Here is a 12408-nt window from a genome sequence, read left to right as displayed (position 1 = left end):
CGCTACTGTTCAGCGGGTGAGCCAGCCCCCCAGCTTCGAGCCGTACCAGCCGACGTGGACCCAGCCCGCCCCCGAGCCGTCCCCGCCCGCAGGTCCGGCCGGCCGTGGCCGCACGGCCGTGCTCCTGACGGCGGTCATCGTGCTGATCGTCGCGCTGGCCGCCGCAGGGACCGTCGCCGTCGTGCAGACCACTCGGCTCGAGGCAGCCCGTGACCGGGCGACGGAGCTCGCCGAGGAGGTCGCCGACCGGGATGCCCGGATCGAGTTGCTGGAGTCCGGCGCGGCCACCGCGCCCGACACGCCCACCGATCCCCTCGAGGACCTGCTGGGCGCGGACCCCGACGAGCTGCTCGACACCCTCGAGGGCCTGCTGGAGGACGGGGGCATCCTGGACGGGGACGGTCCGTTCGGCGGTGACCTGGAGGGGTTGCTGGACGGCCCGCAGGCCGACACGAGCGGCTGCCTCGCCGATCTGACGGACGTCGCCGACATCACCGGTGACACGGTGCCCGAGCAGATCGCCTCGTCGCTGGATGCGGTGGAGGCCATCCGGGGGGATCGGTTCCCGGGCACGCTCGATCCGGCGATCCTGACCAGCGAGGAGGTGCGCGAGCGGATCGCGGATGAGGTCGACTCGGGCTACTCCGAGGAAGCTGCCGGCATCGACCTGGCGATGCTGTCGGCGCTCGGCGCCATCCCGCCCGGCCTGGACCTGCGACAGACCCAGACCGAGCTGCTGGGCGACCAGGTGGCCGGGTTCTACGACCCCGACACCGAGGAGCTGGTCGTCCGCAGCGACGACGCCAGCGACGAGCTGGACATCGCCGGCCTGCTCACGCTGGTCCACGAGCTCGAGCACGCGCTGGCCGACGCCGTCGTCGGCCTGCCGGCCCTGGACGACAACCCCGACGACGAGGACGCTGCGATGGCGGAGCTGGCCATCGTCGAAGGCGACGCCGTGGCGCTGCAGACGATCGCCACGGCGGTCGCGGTGTCCCCCGGTGACCTGCTGGGCCTGCTGTCGGACCCGGACCTGCTGGCCGCCGGTGCTGGACTCGACGACGTCCCGCCCTACCTCGCCTCGTCGTTGACCTTCCCCTACGTCGCCGGACCGACGTTCGTGTGCAACGCCTACGCCGACGGCGGATGGGACGCCGTTGACGCGCTGTTGCAGTCGCCCCCGGCCACGACCGCCGAGGTGCTGTTCGGCGACCCGGTGGTCCCCGAGGACCCCGCGCCGCTGCCCGGCCCCGACGGCTTCGAGCTCGTGGAGGAGCGGACCTTCGGGGCTGCCCAGCTCAGCTGGCTGTTCGCCGCACCCGGGGGCGACACCGAGCAGGCACTCGAGGACCCCGTCGAGCTGGTGCGAGGCTGGCAGGGCGGCCGCATCAGCCTGTGGCGCCAGGCCGATGGCGGTGCCGACGCCGACGTGGTGGCGCTGGCCTTCGTCGACGGCGGTGGGCTGTGCGACGCGGTGACCGAGTGGTGGCAGCTGACCGAGCCGAGGCTCGACGGGAAGGTGGGGACGATCGTGTGCCGGGGCGATCAGGTCATGGTCGGCGTCGCGGCCACCGAGGACGTCGCGATGGCGGCGATCGGCGGGTGAGCCCGGCGGCGGATCAGGTGTTGCGCTCCCAGATGATCCGCAGGCCGGACAGCGTCAGCCACGGCTCGTGGTGGCTGATGGTGTGGCACTCCTCGACGATCGCCGACGCCAGGCCACCGGTGGCGATGACCACGGGCTCGGCCTCCAGCGCCTCCGTCAGCTTCTCGACGATGCGGTCGACCTGGCCGGCGAAGCCGTAGACGGCACCCGACTGCATCGCCTCGACCGTGTTGCGGCCGATGGCGGAGCGCGGCCGACGGAGCTCGAACTTCGGCAGCTGGGCGCCGCGTGAGGACAACGCTTCCATCGACAGCATGACGCCGGGCGCGATGACGCCGCCGATGAACGTGCCGTCGGCGGTGTAGACGTCGAAGTTCGTGGACGTGCCGAAGTCCACGACGATCCCCGGCCCACCGAACTGATCGTGTGCGGCGATGGCGTTGACCAGCCGGTCGGCGCCGACCTCGCGCGGGTTGTCCATGTTGATGGCGAACCCCGTCTTGGTGCCCGGCCGGACCACCACGGGGGCGAAGTGGAAGTACTTGCGCGTCATCTCCACCAGCCGCTCGGTCATGAGCGGCACGACGGAGGACAGGACCACCCCGTGCACGTTGCGCGAGAAGGAGAGGTTCTGGAAGGCCATGAACCCCTGGAACAGCAGCGCCAGCTCGTCGGCCGTGCGCCGCGAGTCCGTGGCGATGCGCCAGTGCTCGACCAGCTCGGTGCCTTCGTAGACCCCGATCACCGTGTTGGAGTTGCCGACGTCGACCGCGAGCAGCATCAGGCGTCCTCGCTGCCGGCGTGGCCCGTGTCCCAGGCGATGTCGAGGCCGACGTCGAGGGCGCCGGAGGAGTGGGTCAGGCCGCCGACGGCGACGGCATCCACCCCGGTCGCGGCGATGGCCGGGGCCGTCTCGATCGTGATGCCGCCGGAGGCCTCGACGAAGATCGGTCGTCCGGTCTCCTCCGCGAGCGCCCGGCAGCGTCGGACACCCTCCTCGGTGTCGGCCAGCGAGAAGTTGTCCAGCATCACCCGGGTTCCCCCGGAGGCCAGCACGACGTCGAGCTGGGCGAGGGAGTCCACCTCGATCTGCACGGGCAGGCCGTCGGCGGCGGCCAGGGCGCCCGTCGCGGCGTTGCCCATGCCGCCGGCAGCCGCGACGTGGTTGTCCTTGACCAGCAGCTCGTCGACCAACGACATGCGGTGGTTGCGGCCGCCACCTGCGAGCACGGCGGCCTTCTCGACCAGGCGGAGGCCGGGAAGCGTCTTGCGCGTGTCGCGCACGACACACCCGGTGCCGTCCACCGCGTCGACCAGGGTGCGGGTTGCGGTGGCGATGCCCGACAGGTGCGTCAGGAGGTTCAGCGCGGTGCGTTCACCGGCGAGCACGGCGCGAGCCCGCCCGGACACGACCGCAATGGGTTCGCCCGGGACGGCGGGATCCCCGTCGGCAGCGCGCAGATCGACCTCCAGGGACGGGTCGACCTGGCGGTAGGTCTCGGTGATGGCGTCCAGTCCGGCGACGACGCCGGCCTGGCGCGGGACGAACGAGGCCGTCACCCGCGCGTCCGCAGGAACGGTCGCGCGGGCGGTCACGTCGTCATCGGCGGACCAGCCGGGACCGAGGTCCTCGGCGAGCGCGGTCGCCACCACTGCGGACAGCGGGACGAGCGCGGGCTGGCGGGGGGCGACCTCGGTCATGGCCGCCGGATGCTACGTCAGGTCAGACAGGCTCGCGAGATCGGCCATCGTGGAGTGGGCCGGCTCGTTGCCCAGCAGGTTCACCGGCTGGTTGAAGTCGTCGAGGATGACGACGGTGGGCTCGTGCTCGGCCTGCTCGGCACGGTCGTACATGCCGTAGCTGATCACGATGATCTTGTCGCCGGGCTGGACCAGGCGCGCCGCCGCACCGTTGAGGCACATGTCGCCGGATCCGCGCTCGCCCTCGATCACGTAGGTCTCGAGGCGGGCACCGTTGTTGTTGTTGACGATCTGGACGCGCTCGTTGGGCATCAGATCCGCCATGTCCATCAGGTCCGGGTCGATCGTGATCGAACCGACGTAGTTCAGGTCGGCTCCGGTCACCGTCGCGCGGTGCAGCTTGGACTTCATCAGCGTGCGGAACACAGCTCTTGCCTTTCGTCGTGCCAGGCCCGTCATCTGCGGGCTCCAACCGAGTGGGAAGCTCTTCTGCGTGGTGCTGCTGCGTCGTCGCGTTCCGCTGGACCTCGACGCGGTCGCGTCGCTCAGACGCGCAAGCGCATCGTGTCGATCAAGCGGGTCGTCCCGACCCAGGCGGCTACCACTGCCTGACAGTCTCCTGACCGGACGCCCTCGAGGGGTTCGAGGGTCTCGGGATCGATGATCTCCGCATAGTCCAGCTGGATTCCTTGGGCAGCAGTGAGTCTACCCAGAAGCAGTGAACGCCCCGAATCGACGTTTCCTTCCCATCCGTCGGCAAGTTCCCGGAGCGCTCCCGAGAGGACCAGCGCGTCCCGGCGCTGTTCGGGTGTGAGGTAGATGTTGCGGCTGGACAGGGCCAGGCCGTCGGGTTCGCGCACGATCGGGCAGGTGACCACCTCGGTCCGCATGTCGAGGTCGACGGCCATGCGCCGCAGGATGGCCTGCTGCTGGAAGTCCTTCTCGCCGAAGTAGGCATGGTCGGCCTGCACGACGTTGAACAGCTTGGTCACGATCGTGGTCACGCCGTCGAAGTGCGTGGGCCGCGTCGACGCCTCGAGCCCGCCGGTCAACCCCTCCACGTGGACGGTGGTCCGGCGCGTGTCGGGGGTGAAGGCCGATGGCGCCGGGCTGAAGACCAGGGTCACGCCCTCGGGGGCCAGCAGGTCCAGGTCGGCGTCGAGGGTTCGCGGATAGGCGTCGAGGTCCTCGCCCTCACCGAACTGCAGCGGGTTGACGAAGATGCTGACCACGACCACGTCGTCGGCTGCGGCAGCGGCGCGGACCAGCGACAGGTGACCCTCGTGGAGGGCACCCATCGTCGGCACGAAGCCGATGGTCCGGCCGGCACGCCGGTGGGTGTCCAGCACCGTGCGCACCTCCTCCGGGGTCCGGACGAGGTGCGGGCGGTCGTGGCTCACCGGTTGTTCGGGTCCTCGGGCGGCAGCAGGTCCTCGGGACGGAACGTCCGCGTGGAGCTCGGGTCGAACCCGCCGCCTCCGGGCTGGTCACCCTGCGGCGGCTGCGGCTGCGGCGGCTGCGGCTGCTGCGGGGCCTGCGGCTGGGGTGGCTGCGGCTGCTGGGGCTGGTAGCCCGCCTGCGGCGGGGCACCCTGGCCGGGCACACCGAACCCACCCGACGAGGGCGCCTGGCCGGGCACACCGAACCCGCCCTGCGGCTGCTGCGGCGCAGCGGGAGGGCCGGCGTAGCCGCCCTGCGGCTGCTGCGGCGCGCCCGGAGGTGCACCGAAGCCACCCTGCGGCTGCTGCGGGGCGCCCGCGGGCGCACCGAAGCCACCCTGCGGGCCGGGCTGCCCGGGCGCGCCGTACCCACCCGCGCCGGGGGGGCCGCCGAACGGCGGGGCGGCGGCGTTCTTCTTCTTGCCGCGGCTGCGGAGGAAGAGGAACAGTCCGAGGAGGATCAGCAACAGCACGACCACACCGATGATGACGAACAGCAGGTTGCTGGAGCCACCACCCTCGGTCGCCGAGCCGACGGCCATCATCGTGGTCGCCGAGTCCACTGACAGGTTCCACGTCACCGTGTTGCCCTCGATGGTGTCGGCGTTGTGCTCGCTCACCTCGCCGGGGAAGGTGACCGAGACCGTCGCCTCGAACTCGGGGGCTGCCCCGCCGAGGGCGTCCTCGAAGCCCTGCTCGAACTCGCTGCCGAGGTTCTCCAGCTCCGACCCGAGATCGTCGGGGAAGTCGGTCGGGAAGTCCGTCGGCAGGCCCTCGAGCTGCTGCTCGAGCTCGGAGAAGGCCTCGTCGACCTGCTGCTGGATCTCCTCCGGCGTGTCCTGGGCGACCTCGTCTGCCTGGGCGACCTGGCGCTTCTGTCCCAGGCCCGACCCGGCCACCGCCTGGTTGAGGTCGATGGTGCCGTTGAAGACGAAGTCGTCGCCGTCACGCACGATCGAGAACTCCTCGAACGGGCTGTCGGGGTCCTCGCCGAGGAAGCAGTTGATCGACTCGATCGGGACGCTGGTGAGGGTGATCTGGACGCCCATGAAGTCGTCCTCGGTGTACTCCCCCGCGGTCACCGCGTCCTCGGAGAACCCGCACTGGTCGGCCAGCGCTCGGATCTCCGACGCCGTCTCCTCGGGATCCATGTCCTCCGCGCCCTCGGTGGCCTCCGGCGGCAGGTCGCCCTCGAAGCGGACGCCGATGATCAGGTCGAGCGTGGCGGTGTTGTCCTCCGACAGCACGACGTCGGTCTGGAAGCGCACCGTGCACGCGGTGCTGAGCACGAGGAGCGCGATGAGCGGCAGGAGCCACCGGCGCGGCGCGGCGGGCAGGTTGGTCACGGGAGTCCCCTTCAGCGTCTGGTCTCGACTGCGGATCAGCGTAGAGGACGCCGATCCTCGCACACCGAGACGTCCGGCTCCTGTCACAAAGGGGACCCGTCACCCGGCTCGGCGCCGATCGAGGGCGCGGCGGACCGTGTCGGCCCGATCGGGGTCCAGCCCCGCCCGGACGGCGTGGACCAGGACGAGGTCGGCCAGTGCGATGTAGGTGTCCACGACCTCGGGGAAGCTGACGCCGAGCTCGTCGAGGTGCGCGGCCACGGTCCCGGCGTCGCCCCGGCGGACAGGACCGGTCAACGCCTCGACGCCACGGCTGGCCCCGCCCGTGGCCGAGGCGGTCACGAGGGGGCCCAGGAAGGCCGCGGGATCCTCGATGCCAGCCCCCAGCAGCAGGTCGCGCGCCATGGTGACCACCGCGGTGGTGGCGTTGCTGCCCACGGCCAGGGCGGCGTGATACAGCGTCCGGTCGACATCGCGAACCGTCGCAGGAGCGCCGTCGAGGTCGACCACGAGCTGGCGGGCCCAGGTCAGGTCGACGTCATCGGCGGTGACGGCCCACGAGGCCCCGCGCAGGTTGTCCGCCCCGGTGACCGGATCGGGGAAGGTCATCGCGGGATGGCACGCGGCGACCCGGCCCCCGGCCGCCGCGACCGAGGACAGCACGCCGACGCCGTGGCCACCGGAGGTGTGCACCCACCGCTGCCCCTCACCCACGCCCTCGGCAGCGACCACCCGGCGTGCCGTGACCTCGATGACGTCGTCGGGGATGCAGACCAGCACCAGGTCGGCCCCGTCGGCGACGTCGGTGAGGGGACGCACCTCCACGTCGGGGACCACGCGGGTGAACGCCGTCAGCGAGGCCGATCCGTCGCGGCCCGCCACGGACCGCACCCGGTCTCCGCGTCGCCGCAGCGCGATGGCCAGCGACCCACCGACCCGTCCGGGGCCGATGACGGCGACATCCCTCACCGCTCGAGCTCCGGCATGGGTGGGGGCGGGGTCAACGACACCTGCCGGCCGATGGCGGCAACCCCTTCGATGGGGGCCAGCTCAACCGCACAGCGCGCGAGGGACCGGCCATCGGGCAGCCGCCATCCCGGCGCCACCTCCATCAGCGGCACCAGCGCGAACCCTCGCTCGGTCAGCCGCGGGTGCGGCACCGTCAGCCGCGGGTCCTCCAGCACCCGGTCGCCGTAGACCAGGATGTCCAGGTCGATCGTGCGAGGTCCCCACCGCACGGTCCGGACCCGGCCGAGGGTGGCCTCGATGCGCTGGCACGCCTGCAGCAGCCGTGCGGGGGACAGCTCGGTCCGCAGCCGGACGGCGATGTTGTAGTAGCTGTCCTCCGACGGCCCGACCGGCTCGGTCTCGTAGACGCTGGAGATGTCCTCCACCGCGGTCCTCGGGGTCTCGTCGAGCAACGCGACGGCACGGTTGAGGTAGTGCAGCCGGTCGCCGACGTTGCCCCCGAGCCCGATGAACGCCGCCTCCGGCCCCGCAGGCGGCTGGTACCGCTCGAGCAGCCACCGGACGGCTCGCACCGGTCCTTCGCCGATCACTGGCGTTCGCGCCGCAGTCGGACGGCCACCTCACCGAACTCCTCGGTCACCGGCGCCTCGGGCTTGGCGATGCGGATCTCGGCCGCGGTGACCATGGGGTCGGACATGGCCACGTCGAGGAGGTGGCCGGCCAGGCGCTCGATCAGGTCGAAGCGGGTGGCACGGACCTCGTCGGCGATGCGCTGGGCCAGCGTGCCGTAGTCGATGGTGTCGCCGAGCTCGTCGGTCACCGCCGGCCGTGACAGGTCGGCCTCGAGCACGACGTCCACGACGAACGGCTGTCCGTCGCGCTTCTCGTGGTCGAAGACGCCGTGGTGCCCCCTGACACGGAGGCCAGTGATCTCTATTCGGTCTGTCGCGGGGCGGTCGGTCGCGGTGCGGTCGGTCACAGTGCTCGAAGACTAGACGCGAGCGGCACCGCCCACCGGGCTGTCAGGAGGGGCGGGTGGTGTGTGAAGTGGACCGGTCCGCTTCGGCACCATCGTGCCCATGACCGACCAGGAGCTGGACCCCTTCGCCGCCGCGGACTGGGGGATGTTGATCGCGCTTGCACTGATCTGGGGGTCCTCCTTCCTCTTCATCGCCGTGGGGCTGGAGCACTTCACCCCGGCGCAAGTGGCCTTCATCCGCATCACGCTCGGCGCAGGCGCGCTCGGCCTGGTGCCACGTGCCCGCCGGTCGGTGGACCGTGCCGACCTGCCGCGGATCGTCCTGCTCGGCCTGCTGTGGGTCGGCATCCCCTTCATGCTCTTCCCGATCGCCCAGCAGTGGATCGACACCTCGCTCGCGGGGATGATCAACGGCGGCGTGCCCCTGTGGGCGGCCCTCGTCGCCACGCTCGTGTCCCGACGACTGCCCCCGAAGGGGGTGGGGATCGGGTTGATCGCGGGATTCTTCGGGATCGTGCTGATCGGCCTTCCGTCGCTGGACATCGGCGGTGACATCGCCATCGGTGCCGGGCTCGTGCTGCTCGCGACGGTCTTCTACGGCGTGGCCCTGAACCTCGCCGTCCCCCTGCAGCGCCGTCACGGCGCGTTGCCCGTGATGTTCCGTGCCCAGATGGCCGCCGCGGTCTTCACCCTGCCGTTCGCCGCTGCCGGCCTGGACCGAGCCACCTACGGCCTGTCCTCGGTGGTGTCCGTCGCCGCGCTGGGCGTGCTGGGCACCGGCGTCGCGTTGACGCTCATGGCCACCCTGGCTGGGCGGGTCGGGGCAGCCCGCGGCTCGGTCGCCATCTACCTGGTCCCGATCGTCGCCATCGCCATCGGCGCAGTGGTGCGGGGCGAGTCGGTGCACCCGGTGTCCCTGGTCGGCACCGGGTTGGTCATCTTCGGCGCGTGGGTGACCTCTCGGTCCCAGCAGGCCACGCCGACCACGACCGACGACGTGATCGCCCACCCCGACGATCCGGCGGTGAGCGCTGCCGCCACCGGGGTGGCGTCACCCTCCTGATCGGCCGCCTCAGCGGGTGACGGGGTCCCAGTCGGTGCTGCCCGTTGCGATCGCCCGGGCGGTGCGCACCGCCTGCACGGTCTCGGCGACATCGTGGACGCGGAGGAACGCCGCCCCCGCGCCGGCGGCCATCGCTGCGGCGGCCAGGCTGCCGGTCAGCCGGTCGTCGACCTCGTCCACCCCGGAGGCGGTGGCCAGGAAGCTCTTGCGTGACGCCCCGATCAGGACCGGGCGGCCGAGGCTGCGCAGCTGGGGGACCGCGCGCAGCAGCGCAAGGCTCTGCTCGGGGGTCTTGGCGAACCCGATCCCCGGGTCCACGATCACCTGTTCGCGCGCCAGCCCGTTGTCCTCGCACGCCTGCAGCCCGTCGGCGAGGAACTCGAACACCTCGGCCACCACGTCGTCGTACTCGGTGTGGTCCTGCATGTCCGCCGGGGTGGCGCGGGCGTGCATGAGCACGTACGCGGCACCGGCGCGGGCCGCCAGGGCGATCACCTCGGGGTTCGCTGCAGCGCTGACGTCGTTGACGATCGCGGCGCCCTCGCGCAGCGCCTCGGCAGCGACCTCGGCCTTCATGGTGTCGATGGAGACGCACACCCCGTCGCTGACCAGCGCACGGAGGACCGGCATGACGCGGGCCAGCTCCTCCTTGGCGTCCACCGAGGTCGCACCGGGCCGGGTGCTCTCACCGCCGAGGTCGATCAGGTCGGCCCCGGCGGCAACGAGGCCACGGGCATGGTCGATGGCGCGGCCGGGATGGCCATCGGGGTACAGCTGTCCACCGTCGGCGAAGGAGTCCGGGGTCACGTTGACGATGCCCATGACGAGCGGGCGGACGTTGCACGGCAGCAGCCGACCCCGCGCCTTGACCGGCGGAGCCGTTCCCAGCCAGGCCGCGACCGCCTCACGAAGGGTGCGGTCGACGGCACGTGCCTCGTCGAGCTCCAGCGACCGGCCGGCGGCGCGCGCGAGCGCCTCGACCGTGGACGTGGCGTGCACGCGATCACCGATCCGTTCCAGCGTGGCCCCCGACGACGACCAGGCGGACTTCAGCCGGTCCGGGTGGGAGACCCGGCTGATGACCAAGCTGACCTGGGCGTCCACACCCAGGCTGGCGTCGACGATACGGACGAGTGGCGCAGCCTCCATGTCGCTGAGCCTAGTCCATCCCCCCGGTCCCCGACCGGACACCCAACGCTCCTCGCCAGCGACCGACCCACCGGCCGACCGACCGGTCGACCGACCGGCCGACCGAACCGCCGACCGACCGGCTGACCGGCCGAGTGCCCGACCAGCTGACCGACTGGCTGCTCGACTGGTCCTGCCGCCAGCGGCTACCGTCCGCGGCCGCCACCGTCCCGCCGACCTCGTCCGGAGCTGCGATGCCCGCCGACACCACATCCCTCGACCTCGACGCCCTCGAGGCCGCACACGCCGACCTGCGGGCCCGGGGCCTCGCCCTTGACCTGACCCGCGGCAAGCCCTCACCCGACCAGCTGGCGCTGTCGGACCGGCTCGACGGCATCCTGTCGGGCACCTACCGGCACGACGGCACCGACCTGCGCAACTACGGCGGGATCGACGGGCTGCCGACCGCCAAGCGCCTCGGGGCCATGCTGATGGACGTCCCCGCCGACGCGGTCCTCGTCGGGGGCAACGCCAGCCTGGAGATGATGTTCCACGCCATGCTCGTGGGCACCCACTTCGGCTGGGACGGCCCGGGATCGGCGTGGACCACCCGGCCGTCGGTCAAGGTCCTCTGTCCCGTCCCCGGCTACGACCGCCACTTCACCGTCAGCGAGCGGCTGGGCCACGAGATGATCCCCGTCCCGATGGGCGACGACGGCCCGGACATGGACGTCGTCGAGTCGATCGTCGCCGACGACCCCGACGTCGCCGCGATGTGGCTGGTCCCCAAGCACTCCAACCCCACCGGCGCGATCTGCAGCGACGAGGTGGTCGCGCGCGTGGCCGAGCTGGGCAACCGAGCGCGTCGCGGGTTCAGGGTCATCTGGGACAACGCCTACGCCGTGCACGACCTGACGCCCGAGCCGATCCTCATGGCGTCGTTGTGGGCGGCCTGCGAGGCAGCCGGCACCACGGAGTCGGTCATCCACGTGGCCTCGACGTCGAAGATCACCTTCGCCGGCGCCGGGCTGTCGTTCCTGGCCGCAGGGCCCGAGACCCTCGCCACGCTGCGGCAGCACCTGTCCGCCGTCACGATCGGTCCCGACAAGGTCAACCAGCAGCGTCATGTCATGCTGCTGCCCGACATCGATGCGCTCCGGGCCCACATGGTCCGCCACGCCGAGCTCATCGCGCCCAAGGTCGACGCGACCGTCGCCGCGCTGGAGCGGGGCCTGACCGGCCTGGCCCGCTGGACGACCCCGACGGGCGGCTACTTCGTGTCGTTGTGGACCCCGCCGGGCCTGGCGACGGAGGTGGTCGGGCTGGCCGCCGACGCCGGGGTGCGCCTGACCCCCGCCGGGGCGGCGTTCCCGCTGGGCCACGACCCCGAGGACAGCCACATCCGGCTGGCCCCGTCCTTCCCGACCCTCGACGAGGTCCGCCTGGCCATGGAGGTCGTCGTCACCTGCGTCCGCCTGGCGATCGCCCGCCAGCGGGCGTCACGGGACGGCACGGGCGAAGCGGTGCAGCCCGGCCCGACGTGACCTACGGGCCGTAGGAGGACACGCGGGGGCCGCCGATCAGCGACATGACCTCCGCGCGGGTGCGGGCGTCCTCGCGGATGGTCCCGCGCACCGCCGAGGTGACGGTCATGGCGCCCGGCTTGCGCACGCCCCGCATGGTCATGCAGAAGTGCTCGGCCTCGATCTGGACGATCACGCCACGCGGCGACAGGACCCGCTCGAGGGTGTCGGCGACCTCCGCGGTGATGCGCTCCTGCAGGTTGGGCCGCTTGGCGACCACGTCGACCAGGCGGGCCAGCTTGGACAGCCCGGTGATCAGCCCGTCGTGGCCCGGCAGGTAGCCGACGTGGGCACGGCCGACGAACGGCACGAGGTGGTGTTCGCAGATCGAGGCGAAGGGGATGTCACGGACGATGACGATCTCGTCGTGGCCCTCGTCGAACGTGGTGGACACCACGTCCTCGGGGTCGATCAGCAGGCCGGCGAAGACCTCGTCGTACATCCGGGCGACCCGGTCGGGGGTGTCGCGGATCGTCGGGGAGTCGGGGTCCAGCCCGATGCCCTCGAACAACATCCGCACGCCTGCCCGGATCCTGTCGTGGTCGAAGCGTCGCTGCGGTTCGGCGGTGGTCAGCACCCGCACGCGGTCGTCGG

General features: G+C 71.9%; 13 protein-coding genes. 3 read left to right on the top strand and 10 right to left on the bottom strand.

What is annotated here, in order from left to right; genetic code table 11:
* The first annotated feature begins 16 nt into the window (after positions 1-16).
* Positions 17-1606, top strand: a complete 1590-nt coding sequence (locus CUC05_RS10895) for a hypothetical protein (RefSeq protein ID WP_108666107.1) — start codon at positions 17-19, stop codon at positions 1604-1606.
* Positions 1607-1619: 13 nt separating this feature from the next.
* Here CUC05_RS10895 and CUC05_RS10890 read toward each other — a convergent pair whose 3' ends face one another.
* From CUC05_RS10890 to folB, 8 genes are all read right to left on the bottom strand, one after another.
* Positions 1620-2387, bottom strand: a complete 768-nt coding sequence (locus CUC05_RS10890; RefSeq protein WP_108666106.1) for a type III pantothenate kinase — start codon at positions 2385-2387, stop codon at positions 1620-1622.
* Positions 2387-3307 carry a carboxylating nicotinate-nucleotide diphosphorylase gene (gene nadC / locus CUC05_RS10885; RefSeq protein ID WP_108666105.1) on the bottom strand — a complete coding sequence of 307 codons (921 nt, stop codon included), beginning with the start codon at positions 3305-3307 and terminating at the stop codon, positions 2387-2389. The genes CUC05_RS10890 and nadC overlap by 1 nt, the downstream gene beginning before the upstream one ends.
* 12 nt (positions 3308-3319) lie before the next feature.
* On the bottom strand, positions 3320-3733 hold the full coding sequence (gene panD, locus CUC05_RS10880; protein WP_108666104.1) for an aspartate 1-decarboxylase: 414 nt from the start codon (positions 3731-3733) through the stop codon (positions 3320-3322).
* A 119-nt stretch (positions 3734-3852) separates the two neighbouring features.
* Positions 3853-4707: a pantoate--beta-alanine ligase gene (gene panC, locus CUC05_RS10875; protein WP_108666103.1), complete on the bottom strand. Its 855-nt coding sequence runs from the start codon at positions 4705-4707 to the stop codon at positions 3853-3855.
* The gene (locus CUC05_RS10870; RefSeq protein ID WP_108666102.1) at positions 4704-6092 is read right to left on the bottom strand and encodes an LppM family (lipo)protein; all 1389 of its coding nucleotides are present in this window, start codon (positions 6090-6092) and stop codon (positions 4704-4706) included. The genes panC and CUC05_RS10870 overlap by 4 nt, the downstream gene beginning before the upstream one ends.
* A gap of 99 nt (positions 6093-6191) precedes the next feature.
* Positions 6192-7061, bottom strand: a complete 870-nt coding sequence (locus CUC05_RS10865) for a Rossmann-like and DUF2520 domain-containing protein (protein ID WP_108666101.1) — start codon at positions 7059-7061, stop codon at positions 6192-6194.
* The gene (gene folK, locus CUC05_RS10860) at positions 7058-7633 is read right to left on the bottom strand and encodes a 2-amino-4-hydroxy-6-hydroxymethyldihydropteridine diphosphokinase (RefSeq protein WP_205712260.1); all 576 of its coding nucleotides are present in this window, start codon (positions 7631-7633) and stop codon (positions 7058-7060) included. Before folK ends, CUC05_RS10865 begins: the two co-directional genes overlap by 4 nt.
* A gap of 14 nt (positions 7634-7647) precedes the next feature.
* Positions 7648-8040 (bottom strand): dihydroneopterin aldolase, encoded by a 393-nt coding sequence (gene folB / locus CUC05_RS10855; RefSeq protein ID WP_108666100.1) that lies wholly within the window; start codon positions 8038-8040, stop codon positions 7648-7650.
* Positions 8041-8140: 100 nt separating this feature from the next.
* Between folB and CUC05_RS10850 the strand changes: the two genes are divergently transcribed.
* Positions 8141-9103 (top strand): DMT family transporter, encoded by a 963-nt coding sequence (locus CUC05_RS10850; RefSeq protein ID WP_108666099.1) that lies wholly within the window; start codon positions 8141-8143, stop codon positions 9101-9103.
* Between the two features lie 9 nt (positions 9104-9112).
* Here CUC05_RS10850 and folP read toward each other — a convergent pair whose 3' ends face one another.
* Positions 9113-10252, bottom strand: a complete 1140-nt coding sequence (folP, locus tag CUC05_RS10845) for a dihydropteroate synthase (protein WP_205712259.1) — start codon at positions 10250-10252, stop codon at positions 9113-9115.
* A 233-nt stretch (positions 10253-10485) separates the two neighbouring features.
* Here folP and CUC05_RS10840 point away from each other — a divergent pair, with 233 nt between their 5' ends.
* On the top strand, positions 10486-11775 hold the full coding sequence (locus CUC05_RS10840; RefSeq protein WP_108666173.1) for an aspartate aminotransferase type Ic: 1290 nt from the start codon (positions 10486-10488) through the stop codon (positions 11773-11775).
* A 1-nt stretch (position 11776) separates the two neighbouring features.
* On the opposite strand, the gene folE is transcribed toward CUC05_RS10840, so the two are convergent.
* Positions 11777-12397 carry a GTP cyclohydrolase I FolE gene (gene folE, locus CUC05_RS10835; protein WP_108666172.1) on the bottom strand — a complete coding sequence of 207 codons (621 nt, stop codon included), beginning with the start codon at positions 12395-12397 and terminating at the stop codon, positions 11777-11779.
* Positions 12398-12408: the final 11 nt, after the last annotated feature.

This window comes from Euzebya rosea, assembly GCF_003073135.1.
GTDB classification, from domain to species: Bacteria; Actinomycetota; Nitriliruptoria; order Euzebyales; family Euzebyaceae; genus Euzebya; species Euzebya rosea.
Note: the sequence above shows the minus strand (reverse complement) of the source record. Positions and strands in the feature narration are given on the sequence as shown.

Bases quoted from the DNA above. Each gene is read 5' to 3' on its own strand.
- nadC (WP_108666105.1), bottom strand. From the start codon at position 3,307: ATGACCGAGGTCGCCCCCCGCCAGCCCGCGCTCGTCCCGCTGTCCGCA.
- CUC05_RS10840 (WP_108666173.1), top strand. From the start codon at position 10,486: ATGCCCGCCGACACCACATCCCTCGACCTCGACGCCCTCGAGGCCGCA.
- CUC05_RS10890 (WP_108666106.1), bottom strand. From the start codon at position 2,387: ATGCTGCTCGCGGTCGACGTCGGCAACTCCAACACGGTGATCGGGGTC.
- folP (WP_205712259.1), bottom strand. From the start codon at position 10,252: ATGGAGGCTGCGCCACTCGTCCGTATCGTCGACGCCAGCCTGGGTGTG.
- CUC05_RS10850 (WP_108666099.1), top strand. From the start codon at position 8,141: ATGACCGACCAGGAGCTGGACCCCTTCGCCGCCGCGGACTGGGGGATG.